The organism is Amnibacterium kyonggiense (assembly GCF_004364555.1).
GTDB lineage: Bacteria > Actinomycetota > Actinomycetes > Actinomycetales > Microbacteriaceae > Amnibacterium > Amnibacterium kyonggiense.
Genome location: NZ_SOAM01000003.1, coordinates 596569 through 616486 on the forward strand (window position 1 = coordinate 596569; position 19918 = coordinate 616486).

Annotated in this window: 16 protein-coding genes; 1 reads left to right on the forward strand and 15 read right to left on the reverse strand. The window is 73.0% G+C overall.

What is annotated here, in order from left to right; all coding sequences use genetic code 11:
• Positions 1-34: 34 nt before the first annotated feature.
• The 10 genes from ilvD to CLV52_RS16150 form a co-directional block, all read right to left on the reverse strand.
• Entirely contained in the window at positions 35-1750 is a 1716-nt protein-coding gene (ilvD, locus tag CLV52_RS16105; RefSeq protein ID WP_133767361.1) for a dihydroxy-acid dehydratase, read from the reverse strand.
• A 130-nt stretch (positions 1751-1880) separates the two neighbouring features.
• Entirely contained in the window at positions 1881-2798 is a 918-nt protein-coding gene (locus tag CLV52_RS16110; RefSeq protein WP_133767362.1) for a cyclase family protein, read from the reverse strand.
• A gap of 89 nt (positions 2799-2887) precedes the next feature.
• Positions 2888-4267 (reverse strand): NtaA/DmoA family FMN-dependent monooxygenase, encoded by a 1380-nt coding sequence (locus CLV52_RS16115; protein WP_133767363.1) that lies wholly within the window; start codon positions 4265-4267, stop codon positions 2888-2890.
• An 83-nt stretch (positions 4268-4350) separates the two neighbouring features.
• Complete coding sequence (locus tag CLV52_RS16120; RefSeq protein WP_133767364.1) at positions 4351-5202, reverse strand: nucleoside hydrolase; 852 nt, start codon at positions 5200-5202, stop codon at positions 4351-4353.
• Positions 5203-5208: 6 nt separating this feature from the next.
• Complete coding sequence (locus tag CLV52_RS16125; RefSeq protein WP_133767365.1) at positions 5209-6087, reverse strand: ABC transporter permease; 879 nt, start codon at positions 6085-6087, stop codon at positions 5209-5211.
• Positions 6087-6959 carry an ABC transporter permease gene (locus CLV52_RS16130; protein WP_133767366.1) on the reverse strand — a complete coding sequence of 291 codons (873 nt, stop codon included), beginning with the start codon at positions 6957-6959 and terminating at the stop codon, positions 6087-6089. Before CLV52_RS16130 ends, CLV52_RS16125 begins: the two co-directional genes overlap by 1 nt.
• Positions 6952-7785, reverse strand: a complete 834-nt coding sequence (locus CLV52_RS16135; protein ID WP_133767367.1) for an ABC transporter ATP-binding protein — start codon at positions 7783-7785, stop codon at positions 6952-6954. Before CLV52_RS16135 ends, CLV52_RS16130 begins: the two co-directional genes overlap by 8 nt.
• A gap of 35 nt (positions 7786-7820) precedes the next feature.
• Complete coding sequence (locus CLV52_RS16140; RefSeq protein ID WP_133767368.1) at positions 7821-8963, reverse strand: ABC transporter substrate-binding protein; 1143 nt, start codon at positions 8961-8963, stop codon at positions 7821-7823.
• 121 nt (positions 8964-9084) lie between these two features.
• A complete protein-coding gene (add, locus tag CLV52_RS16145) occupies positions 9085-10086 on the reverse strand; it encodes an adenosine deaminase (protein ID WP_162850895.1) in 1002 nt (333 codons plus the stop codon).
• Positions 10083-10859: a nucleoside phosphorylase gene (locus CLV52_RS16150; RefSeq protein WP_162850896.1), complete on the reverse strand. Its 777-nt coding sequence runs from the start codon at positions 10857-10859 to the stop codon at positions 10083-10085. Before CLV52_RS16150 ends, add begins: the two co-directional genes overlap by 4 nt.
• 40 nt (positions 10860-10899) lie before the next feature.
• Between CLV52_RS16150 and CLV52_RS16155 the strand changes: the two genes are divergently transcribed.
• A complete protein-coding gene (locus CLV52_RS16155; protein ID WP_162850897.1) occupies positions 10900-11565 on the forward strand; it encodes an HAD family hydrolase in 666 nt (221 codons plus the stop codon).
• A 116-nt stretch (positions 11566-11681) separates the two neighbouring features.
• Here CLV52_RS16155 and otsB read toward each other — a convergent pair whose 3' ends face one another.
• From otsB to CLV52_RS16180, 5 genes are read right to left on the reverse strand one after another with little or no spacing between them, the layout of a single operon-like run.
• Complete coding sequence (gene otsB / locus CLV52_RS16160) at positions 11682-12512, reverse strand: trehalose-phosphatase (RefSeq protein WP_133767372.1); 831 nt, start codon at positions 12510-12512, stop codon at positions 11682-11684.
• Positions 12512-13993: an alpha,alpha-trehalose-phosphate synthase (UDP-forming) gene (locus tag CLV52_RS16165; RefSeq protein WP_162850898.1), complete on the reverse strand. Its 1482-nt coding sequence runs from the start codon at positions 13991-13993 to the stop codon at positions 12512-12514. The genes otsB and CLV52_RS16165 overlap by 1 nt, the downstream gene beginning before the upstream one ends.
• A gap of 12 nt (positions 13994-14005) precedes the next feature.
• On the reverse strand, positions 14006-14839 hold the full coding sequence (locus CLV52_RS16170; RefSeq protein WP_281276100.1) for a fructosamine kinase family protein: 834 nt from the start codon (positions 14837-14839) through the stop codon (positions 14006-14008).
• Between the two features lies 1 nt (position 14840).
• Complete coding sequence (locus CLV52_RS16175) at positions 14841-17057, reverse strand: YhgE/Pip domain-containing protein (RefSeq protein WP_133767374.1); 2217 nt, start codon at positions 17055-17057, stop codon at positions 14841-14843.
• Positions 17054-19891, reverse strand: a complete 2838-nt coding sequence (locus CLV52_RS16180; protein ID WP_133767375.1) for an MMPL family transporter — start codon at positions 19889-19891, stop codon at positions 17054-17056. The genes CLV52_RS16175 and CLV52_RS16180 overlap by 4 nt, the downstream gene beginning before the upstream one ends.
• Between the last annotated feature and the right edge of the window lie 27 nt (positions 19892-19918).

A 19918-nucleotide genomic window follows, 5' to 3' on the forward strand; every position in this document is an offset into this window, starting at 1 on the left:
GCTTTCCCTTGGATGACGGGTGCGGGTCCGGGCGTCAGCCGGTGACGGCGCCGACGGCCGCGGACTGCACGAGCTTGGAGTACTTCGCGAGCACGCCGCGGGTGTACCGGGGCGGCAGAGGGGCCCAGCCGTTTCGACGGGCTTCGAGCTCTGCCGGATCGACGAGGAGATCGAGCGTGCGGGAGGCGATGTCCACCCGTATCGGGTCACCGTCTCGGAGGAAGGCGATCGGACCTGCGTCCACCGCTTCCGGTGCGATGTGGCCGATGCACAGGCCGGTTGTGCCGCCCGAGAATCTGCCGTCGGTCAGCAAGAGTACATCCTTGCCGAGGCCGGCCCCCTTGATGGCGGCGGTGATGGCGAGCATCTCGCGCATCCCCGGACCGCCCTTCGGGCCCTCGTACCGGATGACGACCACGTCGCCGGCGTGGATCTCGCCGTTCGTGAGGGCGTCCATCGCGCCCCGCTCGCGCTCGAACACACGGGCGGGGCCCTCGAACACCGCGGCGTCGAAGCCGGCCGTCTTCACGACGGCGCCCTCCGGCGCGAGCGAGCCCTTGAGGATCGTGAGGCCGCCGCTCGCGTGGATCGGGTCGTCGAGCTTCCGGAGCACCGTGCCGTCGAGCAGCGCGATGTCCATCTCCGCGAGGTTCTCGGCGACCGTCTTGCCGGTGACCGTGAGGCAGTCGCCGTTCAGCAGCCCCGCCTCGAGCAGCGCCTTCATGACGACCGGCACGCCGCCGACCCGGTCGACGTCGTTCATGACGAACCGGCCGAAGGGCTTCAGGTCACCGATGTGCGGCACCTTCGCGCCGATGCGGTTGAAGTCGTCGATCGTGAGGTCGACGTCCGCCTCGTGAGCGATCGCGAGCAGATGCAGGACCGCGTTCGTGGAGCCGCCGAACGCCATGACGATCGCGATCGCATTCTCGAACGCGGGCTTCGTCATGATGTCGCGGGTCGTGATCCCGCGACGCAGCAGATTGACGACGGCCTCGCCGGAGCGGTGCGCGAAGTAGTCGCGGCGCCGGTCCGCGCTGGGCGGGGCGGCCGAGCCGGGCAGCGCCATGCCGAGCGCCTCCGCGACCGACGCCATCGTGTTCGCGGTGTACATGCCGCCGCACGAGCCCTCGCCCGGCGCGAACGCGCACTCGATGCGCTTCGCGTCCTCGAGGCTCATCCGGCCGGCCTTCACCGCGCCGACCGCCTCGAAGGAGTCGATGATCGTGATGTCCTTCTCCGTGCCGTCGGAGAGCTTCACCCAGCCCGGCGCGATCGAGCCCGAGTAGACGAAGACCGACGCGAGGTCGAGGCGCGCGGCCGCCATGAGCATGCCGGGCAGCGACTTGTCGCAGCCGGCGAGCAGCACGGAGCCGTCGAGGCGCTCCGCCTGCATGACGGTCTCGACGCTGTCGGCGATGACCTCGCGGCTCACGAGGGAGAAGTGCATGCCCTCGTGGCCCATGGAGATACCGTCGGAGACGCTGACCGTGCCGAACTGCAGCGGGTAGCCGCCGCCGGAGTGGACGCCCTCCTTCGCCGCCTGCGCGAGCCGGTCGAGGCTCAGGTTGCAGGGGGTGATCTCGTTCCAGGAGGACGCGATGCCGATCTGCGGCTTGTCCCAGTCCGCGTCGCCCATCCCGACCGCGCGGAGCATGCCCCGGGAGGTCGTCGCCTCGATGCCGTCCGTGACGACGCGCGAGCGCGGCTTCACGTCGACGGCGGCGTCGGACCCGGGCGTTTCAGACATGTACGGAGTTTATGGCCCGGGATCCGCAGGCGGATCCCGGGCGGTGCTGCGCCCGAGGCCCTGAACGGGCCTCGGTCTGCAGCGGCGGTTGCAGGGAAGCGGCGCGGCTCCGGGCCTCGCGCGGTGCCGGTCATCCGGCGGGCACCTCCGCGAAGGCCCGGACGGGGAAGGTGCCGAAGCCCTCGACGGCCGGCGGGGCCGCCGTGAAGCGCGCGCCGCGCGGCGGCAGGTCGCCGAGGCCCGTCAGGTGCTCCACGACGTGGACGCCGGCCCCGAGCAGCAGGGTGTGGGCGGGCCGCTCGCCGCCCGACTCGACGTCGTCGATGTTGAGGGAGTCGATGCCGACGAGCGCGACGCCCTGCTCGATCAGGTGCCGCGCCCCGTCCTCGGTGAGGAACGGTGCGCCGCGGCCGTACTCCGGCGTCCCGAAGTGCCGGTCCCACCCGGTGTGGAGAAGGACCGCGGCACCACGGACGCCGCGATCGGCCACCGCTGCGGCGCCGATCCCCCGCTCGTTCGGGCTCCACGCGTCGGTGAGGTGGAACACCTCCGCCGGCAGCCCGACCAGCGTCTCGAGCCGGAGCCCCGCGAGGTCGGCCCCGTCCGCGTACCGGTGGTACGGCGAGTCGAGGTAGGTGCCGGTGTTGCCGATGAGCTCGATCACGTCCATCGCGAACTCGGTGCCCGGCGCGTACCGTTCGCGCGACGCCTCGCGCGTGAGGTGGGGCCGGATCACGGGAGCGGGCAGACCCGGGTAGGTGACGAGGCCCGCGCGGATCCGGTGGCTCAGGTCCACCACGCGGGCCGCGCGTCCGGAGGCCGGCACGTCCACGCCCCGGCTGCCGCGGTGCGGCTCCTCCACGATCCGCAGGTCGGTGAGGCGGACGTCGCGGACGAGCGCGAGCCCCAGGTGCGCGACGAGCAGGCGGCCTATCGCGTGCTCGTCGAGGTCGGCGGACGGGAGGTCGAGCCGGAAGCCGTGCCCGTCGAGGCCGCCCCCGTTCGCGAACCCGATGGAGAAGTCGAACTGCGCACGGTGCTCGGTCACCCCGGAAGCCTAGGGACGAGCGCATCACCGTCCGAAGGTTCGCGGATACGGAGATCCGGTCCACCGGATCTCCGTATCCGTGAACCCGATCAGCGCTGGAGGGCGGCGCCGAAGTGGTTCGACAGGTGCGGGCCCGTGCCGATGAGCTGCTCGCGGAGCGTGCCGGTGGAGGGCTCCTCAGGCAGACGGCCGCGGCGGCGGAGCTCGGGGACGACCCAGTGCGCGAAGTCCTCGAGGTCCGTGGGCGCGAAGATCGGCTCGAGCAGGAACCCGTCGAGGTCGGTCTCGTCCATCAGGCGCTCGAGCTCGTCGGCGACCTCCGTCACCGAGCCCGTCACCTGGAAGCCGCGGGTACCGCGGCCCTTCAGCTGGTCGAGGATCTGCCGGACGGTCGGCGCGGGGCTGCCGTCCTTCGGGAGGAACCGGTCGATGTTGCTCTGCCCCAGCTGCCCGACCTTGCCGTCGGCCACGATCTGCTCGAGCGACCGGTCCGGGTCGAGCGACAGCAGGTCGATGCCGGTGTTGCCGGAGTAGAGGACGTTCACGACCTCGTCGGTCTGCAGGGCGTCGAACTCCGCCCGCTGCGCCACGGCCGCCTCGTGCGTCTCCCCCACAGTCACGGTGACGCCGACCATGATCCGGATCGAGTCGGGGTCGCGGCCCTCCTCGGCGGCGCGGGCGCGGATGTCCGCCACGTTCGCCTTCGTCGCGGCGACGGTCGTGCCCTGGACGAAGACGCACTCCGCGTTGTGCGCCGCGTAGGCGCGGCCGCGGGCGGAGGTGCCCGCCTGGAACAGCACGGGCGTGCGCTGCGGGGACGGGACGGTCGCGTACCAGCCGCCGGAGCGGTAGTACTCCCCCGCGTACTCGATCTCGTGCACCTTGTCGGGGTCCGCGTACCGGACGGCCTCGCGGTCCTCCTCCACGGCCCCGTCGTCCCACGCGGTCTGCCAGAACCGCAGCGCGAGCTCGAGGTACTCGTCCGCCTGGTCGTAGCGGTCGTCGTGCTTGCGCATCTCGTCGTGGCCGAACAGCCGCGCGATCGTGTCCTGGGAGGAGCCGGTGACGATGTTCCAGCCGATCCGGCCGCCGGTGAGGTGGTCGAGGGTGGAGAAGGTGCGCGCGGTCTGCACCGGGTGGTCGAGCCCGGTGCCGGAGGTGAACACGAAGCCGAGCCGCTTCGTCTCGTACGCGAGCACGGGGATGAGGTAGCTCGGGTCGATGCCCGGGAAGTTGATGCCGCCGGTCACGGACAGCGGGTGGAGGCGCCCCTGCACGGTCGGGTACCCGTAGCCGCCCGCGAAGAAGAGGAAGTCGAACCCGGCGTCGTCGAGGAGCTTCGCGACCTCCACCCAGTACGTCGGGTCCGTGTACTCGATCGACCGGCTCCGCGGGTGCGGCCAGCTGAGCGTGCCGCCCACCTGCACCGCCGCCACCTCGAACACCCCGAGTCGCATGCGCTTGACCATCGTTCCTCCTCACTTCGTCCACGGACGGTCCCGGGGCCCGATCCGCTCGTACCTCGACCGACGGGTCGGGCGGAGCGGTCGGGTCAGCTCGAGACCGGAGTCAGTCCGGCCGCGATGCGGTCGGCCATCGCCGTCCGCGCCGCGGCCGCATCCACGTCGATCGCGATCCGCACGGTGCCCGGACCGTCGACGATGCGGACGGCGCCCGAGTCCGCCACCTCGACCGCGACCGGCGGCGTGAACGCGAACAGGTCGGGCTGCAGCAGCGCGAGCGCGGTCAGCGGGTCGTGCGGGACCTCGACGTCCTCGTCCCAGCGGGCCATCCACGCCCGCATCTCACGGGCGATGACGGCGCCCAGCTCCCCGCACGCGGCGAAGCGCCCGATCTCCGGATCCGCGAACGTCACCCGCCGGGTGACGTCCACGCCGACGACCGTGATCGGCAGGCCGGAGCCGAGGACGCGTCGCGCGGCGACCACGTCCGACGCGATGTTGTGCTCCGCCGCGTCCGGGTCCGCCCAGTCGCCGCCCATGACCGTGATGCCGGCGGGCTCGAGCCCCGCCCCCAGGGCCACGGCGACCGTGGTGAGTGGCGCGATGGCGAGCAGGTCGGCGCCGGCCCCGCGGTCGAGGAGCAGCTGCGCGCCCGTCGTCGTCGCGTCCTCGGCGGGCAGGTCGCCGTACGCGACGCCCTCGATGCCGGCCCACCACACGTCCCTGCCCGACAGCGGCGTCGGCTCGCCCGGCGCCACCAGCACGTCGCGGCCGGTCAGCACCGCCATCCGCCGCACGATGCGCGCACGGAGGTCGACGTCGCCGTACGTGGTGCTGACGCCGAGCAGCTCGACCTCCGGGGAGCCCCAGAGCAGGGCGAGGGCGAGCTCGTCGTCGACGTCGGAGCCGAGGTCGGTGTCGAGGAGGATCGGGAGCGGCACCGGCGATCAGCGACCGGTGGACTTGCCGGCGTCAGGGCCCCACTCCGACAGCACCGCGGCCTCGATGATCGCGGTGATCGTGTAGAAGACGACCGAGACGACCGTCACGAACACCGTCGACGCCCAGATGAGCTGGTAGTCGAACGCCGCCTTCGCGGTCACGACCGTGCCGCCGAGGCCCGCGCTCGTGAAGAGGTACTCGTAGAGCATCGCGCCGGTGATCGCGCCGGGTACCGCGATGCGCATCGAGGCGAAGAAGTGCGGCAGCGCCGTCGGGACGGCGACCTTGCGCAGCACCGTGAACCGGCTGCCGCCGTACACGCGCACGAGGTCGACGGACTGCTGGGAGACGGACCGGAGGCCGACCGTGATGTTCACGAGCAGCGGGAACAGCACGACGACGGTGCCGATCAGGGCCGCGGTGACGGCGCCGTTGCCGAAGATGATGTAGATGACCGGCGCCATCGCGAGCAGCGGCACCGTGCGGAGCAGCATCGCGATCGGCATGAACATGAACTCGATCGGCCGGAACATCGTGAACAGGACCGCGATGAGCGCCGAGAGCGGGACACCGACGAGGAAGCCGATCGACGCGTCCTGCAGCGTGACGCCGAGGAGGCGGAACAGCGTGCGCTGGTGGCTCGCCGCGGTGCCGCCGTCGCCGTCCTGGGTGAAGTACTTCCAGACGTCGAGCGGGCCCTTCGTGATGAAGGACGAGATGTTCGACGTGCTGATCGCGATCTGCCACAGCACGACGAGCACGAGGAGGGACAGGAGGATCGTCCCGACCGTGACGCCGGTGCGCCGCGCCGTGTAGGCGATCGCCGCCCGGGCGGATGCGGAGACGACCGGGCCGCGCGCGGTGGTGCCTGCTGCCGTGGTCATCAGAACGCCGCCTTCCCGCGGTCGCCCGCGGCCCACGGGGTGAGCAGCCGGCCGATGCGGTCGATCAGGAAGTACGCGAGGCCCGCGATGGCGCCAGAGGTGAGGGCGAGCACCCACACGCGCGTCGCGTCGTTGTAGAACTGCGCGTTGAGCAGCAGGATCCCGATCCCGGAGTCGACGCCGACGAGGAAGTACTCGCCGAGCACCGCGCCGAGGAACGCGGCGGGCGCCGCGATCTTCAGAGCCGCGAGGAAGCTCGGCAGGGCGGCGAAGAGCCGCACCTTCCGCACCTGCGTGAAGCGGCTGCCGCCGTAGGCGCTGACGACGTCGAGCTGCGTGCGGTTCGCGGACTTCAGGCCGAGGATCGAGCCGATCACCGTCGTGAAGATGACGCTGAGCGCGGCGAGGAAGACGCTCGTCACGCGCGACCCGGCCTGCGTCATGATCGCGACGAGCGGGCCGATCGCGGTGAGCGGGAGGCAGGAGGTGACGACCGCGAGCTGCGTCGCGAAGCCCTCCGACCGCGGGTTGAGCAGCACGATCAGGGCGAGCACGATCGCGATCGCGTTGCCGATCAGGTACCCCTCGCCGGCGGCGAGGCTCGTCGCGCCGATCGCCTGCCAGTAGGAGGAGTCGCCGAACGCCTTGCCGAACAGCAGGATCACCTCGAGCGGCGTCGGGATCGCGCCGCTCCGGCCGAGGCTCGTCACCGACAGGATCCACCACACGAGCACGATGAGCACGACGCCCATCACGCCGCCGACCCAGGCGGGCGTCGCCGCGAGCCGCCGGCCGAGGCCGCGCGACGGCCGCGCCCCGGGGACGCCGCCGTCGACGACGATGCTGTTGGCGGCCTCCGCGAGCTCAGTCATCCGCCCCGCCCCGGCCGCCGAACAGGATCTCGGAGAGCCGGTCGACGTAGGCGTGGAACTCCGGGGTGCGCATCAGCTCGGGCACGCGCGGCCGCGGCAGGTCGATCTCGACGACCTCCGCGATGCGGCCGGGCCGGGCGCTCATGACGGCGACGACGTCGGACAGGAACACGGCCTCGCTGATGCCGTGCGTCACCATCAGCGTGGTCGCCGGGCGCTCCGTCCAGATGCGGAGCAGCTCGACGTTCATCCGCTGCCGGGTCATGTCGTCGAGGGCGCCGAACGGCTCGTCGAGCAGCATGATGCTCGGCTGCACGACGAGGCAGCGAGCGATCGAGACACGCTGCCGCATGCCGCCCGACAGCTGGGCGGGCTTCGCGTGCTCGAAGCCGCGGAGGCCGACCAGGTCGATGAGGCCGTCGACGAGCGCGTCGTCCGCCTTGATGCCCGCGACCTCGAGCGGGAGCCGGATGTTCTTCTCGACCGTGCGCCACGGGAGCAGCGCCGAGTCCTGGAACGCGATGCCGATCGAGTGGTCGCGCTGGATCTCCGCGGCCGTCCGGCCGTTCACGAGGATCGAGCCCGTCGTCGGCGACTCGAGGCCGGCGAGGATGCGGAGGATCGTCGACTTGCCGCAGCCCGACGGCCCGAGCAGCGAGAGGAACGAGTCCTTCTTCGTGCCCAGGTCGACGTCCGAGAGCGCCTGGACGGACTTCCGCCCGAGGGAGAAGGTCTTGGTGAGGCCCTGGATGTTCACCCCGGAGGCGAGCTCCGGGTTCCCGGCAGGGTCCGACGTCGCGACCGCGGTGCTCGTCACGATGCTCATTCTGAAGCCTCCTCCCTCGCGCCGGTCGGTCCCGCTCAGCTCGCGCTGGGGCTCGGGATCGTGAACGTGGTCTTGAGGTCCGGGTTCTCCTTGTAGACCTCGTCGAGCAGGCTCAGGTCGAAGAGCTTGTCCGCGGTGATGTCGTAGCCCATCGCGGCGAGGGACTTGATGTTCTCGTCGATGAGCGCCTGCGTCATCGTGAACAGGCCGTTCGTGTTGACGTCGGCGGTGAGGATGAGGCCGTTCTGCGCCTCCGCCTCCAGCGTCTGCTCCTTGACGTCGAGGTCCTTGCCGAAGTTCGCGCCCTTGCCGTACTTGTTGGCAGCGAGCTCCGCGGACTTCGCCGGGTCCTTGACCGCGTCGGTCCAGCCCTGGATCTCGGCCTTGAGGAAGGCCTTCAGCAGCGGGCGCTTGCTGTCGATCGTGTCCTGGAGCACCGTGAACGTCTCCGCGACGAACGGCAGCCCGTTGTCCGCGAAGCCGAGCACGACGGGCTTGTGTCCCTCCGCCGCAGCGAGGATCGGCTCGTTCGTGATGTAGGACATGTGCGCGTCGTACTTGCCGGAGACGAGCGGGGCGATGTCGAAGCCGGTCGTGACGATGGTCACGTCGCTCTTCGCGATGCCGTTCGCCTTCAGGAACCCGTCGATGATCGTCTGGTTCGCGCCGGCCTGGACGCCGAGCTTCTTGCCCTTCAGGTCCGCGACCGTCCGGATCGGCGTGCCGTCCTCGAGCGACATGAGGCAGAACGGGTTCTTCTGGTAGGTCGTGCCGATGACCTTGAGGGGCGCGCCCTTGATGATCGAGGGGGCGGTGGCGATCGGCGCCGACAGGCCGACGAGCGCCTTGCCGGAGATGATGATCTCCTCCGCCGTCGTGCTGCCGGAGCCGCCGGCGAGGAGGTCGACCTTGTCGAAGCCGGCCTTCTCGTAGTAGCCGTTCTCGGTCGCGAAGAACTCGCCCGCGAACTCGATGTTCTTGATCCAGGAGAGCTGGATGGCGATGGTGCCGTAGTTCGCCGCCGCACCGCTCGAGGAGCTGCCGGAGGCGCCGGTCGACGAGTCGCCGCCGGAGCAGGCGGCGAGGAGGGCGGTCGTGCCCACGGCGCCCGCCGCGACCCCGCCGAAGCGGAGGAAGGCGCGGCGGTCGAAGGCGGCGGGGATGGTGGAGTTCGGCATGCGGGTCCTCGGTGTGCGGGGGGACGGGTGCTGTGTCCCGGCGACGGTATCCACGGCGGGTTTCGCCCACGTTTCGGCGCGGTCACGATCACCGGCTCCCCGGCGGTGCGCGCCGCCGCGGTCACCGCGAGGGCGCTCGACCGGCGAGCAGGGAGGCCGCCGCGTGCCGCTCGCTCGGCGTCAGGAACGCGGCCTCGAGCGCGTCCGTGTCGAGCCGCGCCAGCTCCTCGGCGGTGAAGCCGAGCCGCTCGCGCAGGATCCGCCGCTCCGCGGAGAGCGGCGAACCGGTCTGGACCGGGTTGTCGTCGCCGAGCACGAGGCGGATGCCGGCGCCGAGGAACGTCCGCGCCGGATGGTCCTCGACGCGGGCGATCGCGCCGGTCCAGACGTTCGAGCTCGGGCAGATCTCGACGACCAGCCCCTCGTCCGCGGCGAGGGCCATCGCGCGCGGATCCTCCGCGAGGTGCGCGCCGTGCCCGATCCGGCGCACGCCGAGCTCCCGGACCGCGTCGGCGACCGCGCCCGGCCCGGCGGCCTCCGCCGCGTGGCAGGTGAGCCCGAGCCCCGCCGCGGCCGCGATCCGGAACGAGCGCGCGAACGGCGCGTGCGCCGGCCAGCGCGACTCGTCCCCGGCGAGGTCGAACCCGGTGACGCCCTCCCCCGCCGCGACCGCGGCGGCACGGGCGACCGCCTCGTTCGTCGCCGCGTCGTGGTTCCGGAGGGCCGCGATCACGATCCCGGCGGGCATCCCGGTCGCCGCAGCGCCCTCCCGCGCGCCGGTCGCGGCGGCGCGGACGACCTCCTCGAGGCCGTGCTCGTCGGTGACGTGGGTCGCGGGACCGAAGCGCAGCTCGAGGTGCGCCTGCCCGTCCGCGGCCGCGTCCAGGACGGCCTCGTAGGCGACCCGGCGCACGGCCTCGGGATCGCGGAGCAGCGGGTAGCTCGCCGCGACGCAGGCGAGGTAGGCGGTGAGGTCGCCCGGCTGCTCGAGGCGGAGGGCGGCCGCCCAGCCGCGCGGCGGCTCGGGAGCGCCGAGTCGCCGCGCCAGCTCCGCGGCCGTACCTGGCCGCACGCGCCCCTCGAGGTGCGAGTGGAGGTCGAGACCGACCGTCGCGTCCGTCACGCCGGGTCGCCCAGACCGAGCGCGACCGCCGTCTCGAGGGCCGCCTCGATGCTCGCGGTCCAGCCGGCGCGCAGTGCGTCCTTCGTCCCGGAGTAGAGGCTCGCGCCGTCGACGAGGTTGCTCGAGCAGGCGCAGATCATTCCGGCGCGCACGCCGCGGAGGCGGGCGACGACGTAGAGCGCGCTCGACTCCATCTCGATGTTGAGGATGCCCTCCCGGCGGAGGCGTTCGATCCACTCCGGCCCCTCCGCGTAGAACGCGTCGTCGCTCGCGTTGAGGCCGTTGAAGGCGCGGACCCCCTCGCGCTCCGCGATGCGGGCCGCCTGGCGCTCGAGCTCGATCGTGATCGGCAGGTCGGGCACCGCGGGGTAGCCCGGGTGGACGTACGCCGCCGTCGTCCCGTCGTTCCGGAGCGTCCCCTCGCTGACGAGCAGGTCGCCGGGACGCACCCCGGGCTGCACGGCGGCAGAGCTGCCGACGCGGATCATGCTCGTCACACCGACCCGGATCAGCTCCTCGGCGGCGATCGCGGTGCTCGGGCAGCCCATCCCGGTCGAGGTCGCGGTGATCCGGACGCCCTTGTAGGTCCCCACGACCGTGCGGTGCTCGCGCTGGTGCGCGACCTCCTCCACGTCCGTGAGCAGGTCCGCGATCATCGCGACGCGGAACGGGTCGCCCGGCAGCAGCGCCACGGAGCTCACCTCGCCCGGGGCGACCCCGATGTGGTACTGCCGCTCGCCCTGCCCGACGCTGCTCTTGTCGACCGTGCTCATGCCGTCCTCCCTGCCGTGGTGCGCGGGTAGCGTACGGACGGTGCGTTCCGATCCTGTTTCGTCGATCGAGCGCATCGTGGTCCTCGACCTCGACGGGACGGTGGCGGTCGGCGACGACCCCGTCCTCGTCTACTTCCGCGGCGTCGCGGGCGGCGACGCCGACGAGGCGTTCGCCCGCTGGGTCGAGACCGGCGAGGGGCATCGCGACGGCTACGCGCTGGTCGCCGACTGGGCCGCGTCGCACCGGGTGGCGGAGCACGTCCGGGCCGCTGCGTACGCGGCGAGCCGAGCGGCCCTGCACAGCGGGGAGGCGGCCGTCGCCGCGCCGGCGGGGCTCGCCGACCTGCTGCGCGACCGGCCGCGCGGCGTGCGCTGCGTGCTCGTGACGAACGCTCCCGTCGACGGGATCGAACCGCTGCTCGAGCGGCTCGGCGTCGCCGGCCTGCTCGACGCGGTGGAGGGCGACGCGGGCAAGCCCGCCGGCATGCCCGCGGTGCTCGAGCGGCTCCTCGGCGAGGCGGGCCTCCCGGCGGACCGGCTGCTGTCCGTGGGCGACGTCTGGCGCAACGACCTCGAGCCCGCCGCGGCGATCGGCGCGGCGACGGCGTTCATCGACCGGTTCGACCGCGGCGAGGGCTCGCCGACGTTCCGCGCGCGGACCCTGGAGGCGCTGATGCCCGACGTCGAGCGGTGGTGGAGCGCGTGACGTTCCTGGTGATCGGCGGTCTGCTGCTCGGGATCGGCGCCGCCACGTTCATCGCGACCCGCGTCGCGCGGCTCGTCGCGTACCTCCGCCGCCGACGCGGCCGCTGAAGCTCGGGCTCAGTTGGTGTCGGGGGCGTCCGCCGCGTGGGCCTCTCGGAGGGTCGCGAGGAGGCTGAGCACCGAGGCGACCTCCGCCGGCCCGGCGACGCGGTGGTCCGCGGCGGTCGGGCCGACGCCGCTCTTCAGGCCGAGGTCGTCCGCGGTCAGCGCGACGAAGGCGTCCTCGTCCGTCACGTCGTCGCCGGCGTAGAAGACGGCGGACGCGTGCGTGTACCGCCGGAGGTGCTCGACCGCCTCGCCCTTCGTCGTCGACCGGACCGAGAACTCGATGACGTCCTTGCCGAGCCGGACCGTCGCGTCCGGGGCCTCCGCCTTCAGCTCGTTGATCGCGACCAGGTGGGCGACGCGGCTGTGCCGCTCGCTCGCGAGCCGCGTGTGCACCGCGAACCCGGCGGGCTTCGGCTCGATCCAGACCGAGTCGAGCGTCCCCGCCATCTGGTCGAGCACCTGCTCGAGCACGCCGAGCTGCTGCCGCTCGTCCGCATCCAGGGCGAGCACGTCGTCCGCCTCGTCGAGCCGCAGCTCGATGCCGTGCGAGCCGACGAGCAGTACCTCGTCGCCGAACGGCGCGACCTGCTCGAGGTCCTTGAGCGCCCGCCCGGAGACGAGCGCGACGCGGGTGTCCGCCAGGGCGATGAGCCGCTCGACGGCCCTCGACGCCTCCGGGGTCGCGCGGGCCTTCTCCGGGTCGTCGACGACGGGCGCGAGCGTGCCGTCGAAGTCGAGCGCGACGAGCAGCCGCGGCGTCGCGGCGAGGACGGCGAGCGCGTCGCGCAGGTCCCGGCGGACCCCGCTGCCCGCCTGCCCGACGCGGTCGTCGATCGCCATCAGTCGGCGGCGGCGGCCGCTCGTGCCGACTCGGTCGGCCGGAGCGCCGCGAGCGCGTCGAGGAAGTCCTTCGACCAGCGCTCCACGTCGTGGACCAGGACGCGGTGCCGCAGGGCGCGCATCCGCGTCCGCCGCTCAGCGCGGGACATGTGCACGGCGCTCAGCATCGCCCGCTTCAACCCCTCGATGTCGTGCGGGTTGACGAGGAGCGCCTGCTTCAGCTCGTCCGCCGCGCCCGCGAACTCGCTCAGCACGAGCACGCCGTCGTCGTCGGCGCGCGTCGCGACGTACTCCTTCGCCACGAGGTTCATGCCGTCCCGCAGCGCGGTCACGAGCATCACGTCCGCCGCGAGGAACAGCGCCACCATCTCCTCCCGCGGGTACCCGTGGTGGAGGTAGTTGATCGCCGAGTGCGCGATCGTGCCGTACTCCCCGTTCACGCGACCGACGGTGAGCTCGATCTCGTCGCGCAGCGACTTGTAGGTCTCGACGCGCTCTCGGCTCGGGCTCGCGATCTGGACGAGCACCGTGTCGTCGACGTCGAGCTTGCCCTCGGCGAGGAGCTCGGCGTAGGCGGCGAAGCGGTGCTGGATGCCCTTCGTGTAGTCGAGCCGGTCGACGCCGAGCATGATCGTCGTCGGGTCGCCGAGGTCGTGCCGGATCTGCGCCGCGCGGTCGCGGACGTCCTGCCGCTCGACGAGCGCGACGTACGCCTTCGCGTCGATCGAGATCGGGAAGTGCCGGGCGACGACGGTGCGCGGCCGGTCGGACATCGAGTTCGGCCAGCTCCCCTGCCCCGCGGCCGGCAGCTCGACCTGGCCCCGCGCGGTCTGCACGTGGAAGATCCGGCGCACGGCGCGGAGGAAGTTGCCCGCGTCCGCCCGGCGCTGGAACCCGATGAGGTCGGCGCCGAGCAGGCCCTCCACGATCTCGCGGCGCCACGGCAGCTGCGAGAACAGCCCGTAGGCGGGGAACGGGATGTGGTTGAAGAAGCCGATCACGAGGTCGGGGCGCAGCTCCCGCAGCATCCGCGGCACGAGCTGCAGCTGGTAGTCCTGCACCCACACCGTGCCGCCCTCGGCGGCGACCGCCGCGGCCGCCTCGGCGAACTGCCGGTTGACCGCGACGTAGGCCTCCCAGAAGCGCCGGCTGTACGTCGGCTGGGCGATGACGTCGTGGTAGAGCGGCCAGATCGTGTCGTTGGAGAAGCCCTCGTAGTAGAGCTCGACCGCTTCCGCCGAGAGCGGGACGGGCACGAGGTGCATCCCGTCGGCGTCGAACGGCTCCTGGTGGTCGTCCGCGACGCCGGTCCAGCCGATCCAAGCGCCGGTGTTCGCCCGCATCACCGGCTCGAGCGCGGTGACGAGACCGCCCGGCGAGGGCTTCCAGGAGGGGCTGCCGTCGTGCGCGACGACGCGGTCGACGGGGAGGCGGTTCGCCACGACCACGAAGTCGTAGCGCTCGTCCTCGGTGTCCGCCATGTCCCGCCCAGGCTACCTGTCGGCTCCTGCGGGCAGGTCGAGCGTGCTGCGCGCCGCCGCGACGAGCGGCGCGGCGTAGGACGGCCCGTGGCTCGCGGCGTGCACCGCGAGCGGGTGCAGCTGGTGCAGACGCACGCGCTGCTCGTGGCCGGGCCGGAGTGGCCGGGCGTCGTCGTAGGCGGCGACGATCGCGTCGAGGAAGGGGCACCCGAACAGCGCGAGCATCGCGAGGTCCGTCTCGCGGTGGCCGCCCGACGCGGCGGGGTCGATCAGCACGCAGCCGTCCGGGGTCCACTGCACGTTCCCGTTCCAGAGGTCGCCGTGGATGCGCGCGGGCGGCTCCCCGTCGTCGAGGTCGCCGCTCGCGAGCCGGTCGCAGGCCTCCCGCACCGTGCGGAGGTCGGCGCCGCCGAGCGAGCCGCGCTGCGCCGCGCGCTCGGCGTACGGGAGGACCCGCTGGGCGGCGAAGAACGCGCCCCAGGCGCGCCAGCCCGAGGGCCGGGTGGTCAGGGCCTGGTTCCCGATGAAGGTCGGCCCCGCCCAGTCCCCCGGCGGCACGCCGAACGCCGCCGCGCCCGCCCCGTGCGTGGCGGCGAGCGCGCGGCCGAAGGCGACCGCGTGAGCCTCCGTCGGCCGGGCGGGCTCGAGGGACTCGAGGTCGATCCGGCCCGGCTCGACGCCGAGCACCGTCACGACCCGGGCACCGCCCGCCTCGCCGAGCCAGCGCAGCCCCGCCGCCTCCGCCTCGAAGAACCCGCTCGGGGCGTCGCTCCGCCGCTTCGTGAACACCTGCACCCGCCCATCCTCCGTTTCGGAGGAGTGCGCCCCCTCCGAAACGGAGGAGATGTCAGGTGAGGGCGGGCGTCGCGGAGAAGAGCGCGGTGGAGGTGCGGCGGCGCGCCACGACGGCGACCGTCAGCACGAACGCGAGCAGCGCCCAGAGCACGAGCGACAGGAGGCCCGTCGCGACCGTGCCGCCCGACGAGCCCGTCAGCACCGCCGTGGTCGCGTTCACCGCCGCGGTGAGCGGCAGGAACGGGCTGATCGCCTGGAACGGCGCCGAGACGAGCTGGATCGGGTAGATCCCGCCGACGGCCACCAGCTGCACCCCGAGGAGCACGATCGACAGCACGGTGCCCGCGCTGCCGAACACGGCCTGGAGGAGCTGGTGGACGGCGAGGAACGCCGCCCCCGCGATCACCGCGACGAGGAACAGCGCCGGGAGCGCCGACCAGGAGACGCCGAGGGTCGCGGCGACGACCGCGACGATCAGCACGGCCTGCGCGACCGCGACCACGACGCCGCGGAGCAGGGCTCCCCCGACGAGCCGCCCCGTGCCGACGCCCGTCGCCAGCAGGCGGCGGGACACCGCGCCGAACAGCAGCACCAGCGCGGCCGCCCCGATCCAGAGCCCGACGGGCACGATGAGGGTGGAGACGATCTGGCCGGGTCCGGACAGCTCGTTCGCCCGGGTGGCGGAGGCGTTCACGGGGGCCGCGACGACCTTGCCCGCGTTCGCCTGCTGCGCCTTCGTCAGGTTCGGCACCTGGGTGGCGCCGCTCTTCAGCCCCGAGCCGATCTTGTCCGCCCCGGACGCGAGCTGCCCCGCGCCGTCCGCGCTCTTCCGGACGCCGTCGGTCAGCTGCGACGCACCGTCGGACAGCTGGTCCGCGCCCGTCCCGAGCTGGTCGATGCCCGACGCGAGCTTCCCGGCGCCCGCCGCCGCGGACGAGATGCCGCCCGGCAGCTGCGCGAGCCCGGAGGCGAGACTCGCAGTGCCGCTGTCGAGCCCGGCGCCGCCGGCGGCGAGCTTCGAGCCGCCCGAGGACAGCGTGCTGCCGCCGGCGGCGAGCTGCTTCCCGCTCGAGGCGAGCTGCGCCCCGCCGGAAACGAGCGGCGGGCCGGCGGCGCGCAGCTTCGCGAGGTCGGGGTTCGAGGCGATCTGACGCGACCCGTCGGCGAGGGCGGCCTGCCCGGTCGCGGCGGTGTCCAGTCCCGCCGCGATCTGCGAGAGCGCTCCGCGGGTCTGCGCCGACAGCGTCGGGTCGTTCGCGACGATCCCGCGGATGCCGTCCGCGGCCGTGCTGCTGCCGTCCGCGAGCTGCGACTGCGCCGCCGCCGACTGCTGCGCGCCGGAGACGAGGCCGTCGAGCAGCTGGTCCACGCCGCCCGCGTACTGCTCCACACCGGACGCGTAGTCGGGCACGCCCTTCGTGTACGTCGTGACGCCGTCCGTGTAGGTCGTCACGCCCTTCGCGTAGGTGGAGACGCCGTCGGTGTACTGCCCGACGCCGGAGGCGAGGCGCTTCGCACCGTCCGCCGCGCCCTGCGCACCGGACGCGGCCGTGCCGAGCCCGGTCGCGAGCGACCGCTGACCCGAGGCCAGCTGCCGTGCGCCGCTGCCGAGGGAGCTCGCGCCGGTGGTGAGCCGGTCGCCGCCGTCCGCGGCCTTCCCGAGGCCGGACGAGAGGGAGTCGGCGCCGTCGCCGAGCTTCGTCGCCCCGTCCGCCGCCTGCAGCAGCGAGCTGCGAACCGTTGCGTAGCCGCCGTAGAGGCCGGACACGACGCTCGTCGTGATCTGGCCGCCGACCGTCGACGCGATCGTCGACCCCACGACGCCGCCGATCTGGCTGACGAGCGTGCCGTGGGCGTCGTCCGTGCGCACGCTGATGTCGGCCTGCTTCGGCGAGGTGCCGGACACGGACGCGATCGACTTCGAGAACGTCTTCGGGATCGTGACGATCGCGTAGACGTCGCCGTCCGCGAGCATCCGCTCGGCGTCCTTCGTGTTGGTCAGCGTCCAGTCGATGGAGGCGCCGGCGTCGCTGCTCGCGGGCTTCGTCAGGCCGGTGACGACGAGCCGCCCGGCGGCGATGGTCGTCGTCTTCCCATCCGCGCCCTTCGACTGGACGAGCCGGTCGTTGTTTACGAGCGCGGCGGGGATGCGGGCGTCGCCGGAGTCCGCGGCGGCGAGCGCCGCGACGAAGACGCCGAGCACGACGGCCGGCACGATCGCGACGATGAGGAGGCGGGTCAGCGGTGCCCTGAGGATGCGGCCGATCATGCGGAGACCTCTCTGCGGGTCGGGGCGGCGCCGAGTCGGGTCGCGGCGCGGTCGATGGGTGAGGTGACGATGACGGCGGCGCGGTCGCCGCCGTGCCCTGCGGCGCTCGATGGGGCCGCCACCAGGTCGAGGAGGGCCGCGAGGCGGTCGAGCGCGTCCGGACCGAGGTCGCCGGCGTCGACGACGATCGCGACGGCGCCGCCGGCCGCTGCCGCGAGGGCGAGCACCGCGAGGCGCTCCTCCGGCGGCAGTTCGCCGATCGGCCGCTCGCGGACGACCGGCTCGGGCAGCACCTGGAGCCAGGTGCGCAGGCTGCCGCTGCGACGGCGGCGCGGGGCGAATCGGAGCCGTTCGGCGACGAGCGCCGAGGGGGTGGCGTCGGCCGCGGAGCCGTCGTCGATCACGGGGGCGGCGACCTGGCGCAGCTCCCGTGCGCCGGTGGGCGCGACCGCGCCGGCGACCTGCACGCGGCCGGACGCCGGCTCGAGGTGGCCGGTCAGCGTCGCGACGACGCCGCGGCGCGCGGCGGCGGGCACGGCGATCGCGCTCGTGGTGCCGCGCTCGGCGTGGACGGTCAGCGGCCTGGTCTCGAACGGTGGGGGTGGCACGAGGTCGGTCGAGGAGAGCGCCCAGCGCGCCTCCCCCTGCGCCCAGGCGACGTCCTCCTCGTGCCGGACGATGCCCTCGCCCTCGATGTCGACGGTCGGCAGCAGCCGGTCGAGCCAGCGCGGCAGGTACCAGGCCGAGCGGCGGAACAGGAACATGACCGCCGGCACCAGCGTCATGCGGATGAGGAACGCGTCGAGGAGGATCCCGACGGCGAGGGTGAACGCGATCGGCTTGATCGTGCCGGAGCCCTCCGGGATGAAGGACGCGAAGACGAAGATCATGATCAGCGCCGCCGCGGTGACGACGCGGACGCCGCCCGCGAACCCCTTCCGCACGGCCAGCCGGGCGTCGCCGGTGTGCGCCCACGTCTCGCGCATGCCGGAAACGATGAAGACCTCGTAGTCCATCGACAGGCCGAAGAGGATTGCGACGCCGAGGATCGGCAGGAAGCTGAGCAGCGGCCCCGGCTCGACGTGCAGCAGGTCCGCGCCCCAGCCCCACTGGAACACCGCGACGGTCGCGCCGACGCTCGCCGAGAGCGACAGCAGGAAGCCGACGGCGGCCTTCAGCGGCACGACGAGCGACCGGAACACCGCCATCAGGAGGATGACGGACAGGCCCACGACGACCAGCACGAACGGCACGAGGGCGCTGCCCAGCCGGTCCGAGATGTCGATCTGAACGGCGGTCGACCCGGTCACCGAGACGGGCATCCGGTACTCCCGCTCGAAGGTCGGCGAGAGGTCGCGGATGCGGTGCACGAGCGCGATCGTGGAGTCGGAGGTCGGCCCCGAGTCCGGGATGACCTGCATGATCGCCGTGTCGAGCGTCTCGTTCGGCGTCGGCTTGCCGACCGCCTTCACGTCCGGCAGCGCCGCGATGCGGTCCTTCATGCGGTCGAGGTCGGTGATGAAGTCGTTGTTCTGCGTCACGTCGATGAGCAGCACGAGGGGGCCGTTGCGTCCCTCGCCGAAGGACGCCGTGGTCAGGTCGTAGGCGACGCGCGGCCCGGTGCCCGGCGCCTCCGTGCCGTTGGTCGGGAGGGCGAGGCGCATCGACGCCGCGGGGATCGCCAGCACGCCGAGGGCCGCGACGACGAGGACGAGGAACAGCGCGGGCGCCTTCTCGATCAGGGCGCCCCAGCGGGAGCCGAGCGTGTGGGTGCGGCCCTCCGCGGCCGCGGTCGCGCGCGCCCGGAGGCGGGAGCCCGGCTTCGGGACGAGCCGGCGGCCGGCGAGCGCGAGCACGGCGGGCAGGAGGGTCGTGGAGCCGCAGACGCCGAGGAACACCGCGAACGCCGCGCCCACGCCCATCACGCTGAGGAACGGGATGCCGACGATCAGCAGGCCGACGAGGGCGATGATCACGGTCACGCCGGCGAACACGACCGCGGTGCCGGCGGTCGCGACCGCCTTCGGCAGCGCCTCCGCGATCGGCACGTCGAGCGCCAGCTGGTCCCGGTACTTCGAGATGACGAAGAGGCCGTAGTCGATCCCGACCGCGAGGCCGAGCATCAGGGCGAGGGTGAGGCTCGCGCTCGCGACGTCGGTGAAGTTCGCCGTGAACATCAGGCCGGCGACCGACAGCAGGACGCCGATGATCGCGCTGATGAGGGGCATGCCGGCCGCGAGCAGGGAGCCGAACGTGACGATGAGCACGACGGCGGCGAACGCGAGGCCGAACACCTCCGTGATCGACGGGCCGAAGGCGGTCTGCTGGAACACCTGGCCAGTGAAGGCCACCTTCCAGCCCGCGTCCTTCCCGATCGACGCCGTCCTCTGCAGGGCGTCGAGCGTGGAGGTCTTGACCGACGCCTCGGTGCCGGAGAACTGGATCGAGACGATCGCGGCCCGGTGGTCCGCGGAGACCGCGTCGACGGCGTACTCGCTGAACGGGCTGCTGACCGTCTCGATGCCGTCGATCCGCTCGATGGCCTCGATCGTGTCGTTCACGGTGGTGCGGGCGGCGCCCTCGTCGACGCGTGTGCCCGCGGGCGCGACCATGACGGCCTGCGCGCTCGCGCCCGCCGCCTGCGGGAACACCGCGTCGAGCCGGTCCAGGGCGTTCTGCGACTGGGTGCCCGGGATGGTGAAGCCGTCGCTGAGCTTGCCGCCGAAGCCGAAGCCCGCACCGGCGACCGCGAGGACGATGAGGAACCAGGCCGCGAGCACGCGCCAGGGGTGGCCGTGACTCAGCTTGCCGAGCCGGTACAGGAACGCGGTCATGGGTGCCGTCCTCGATCGATGGGCTGC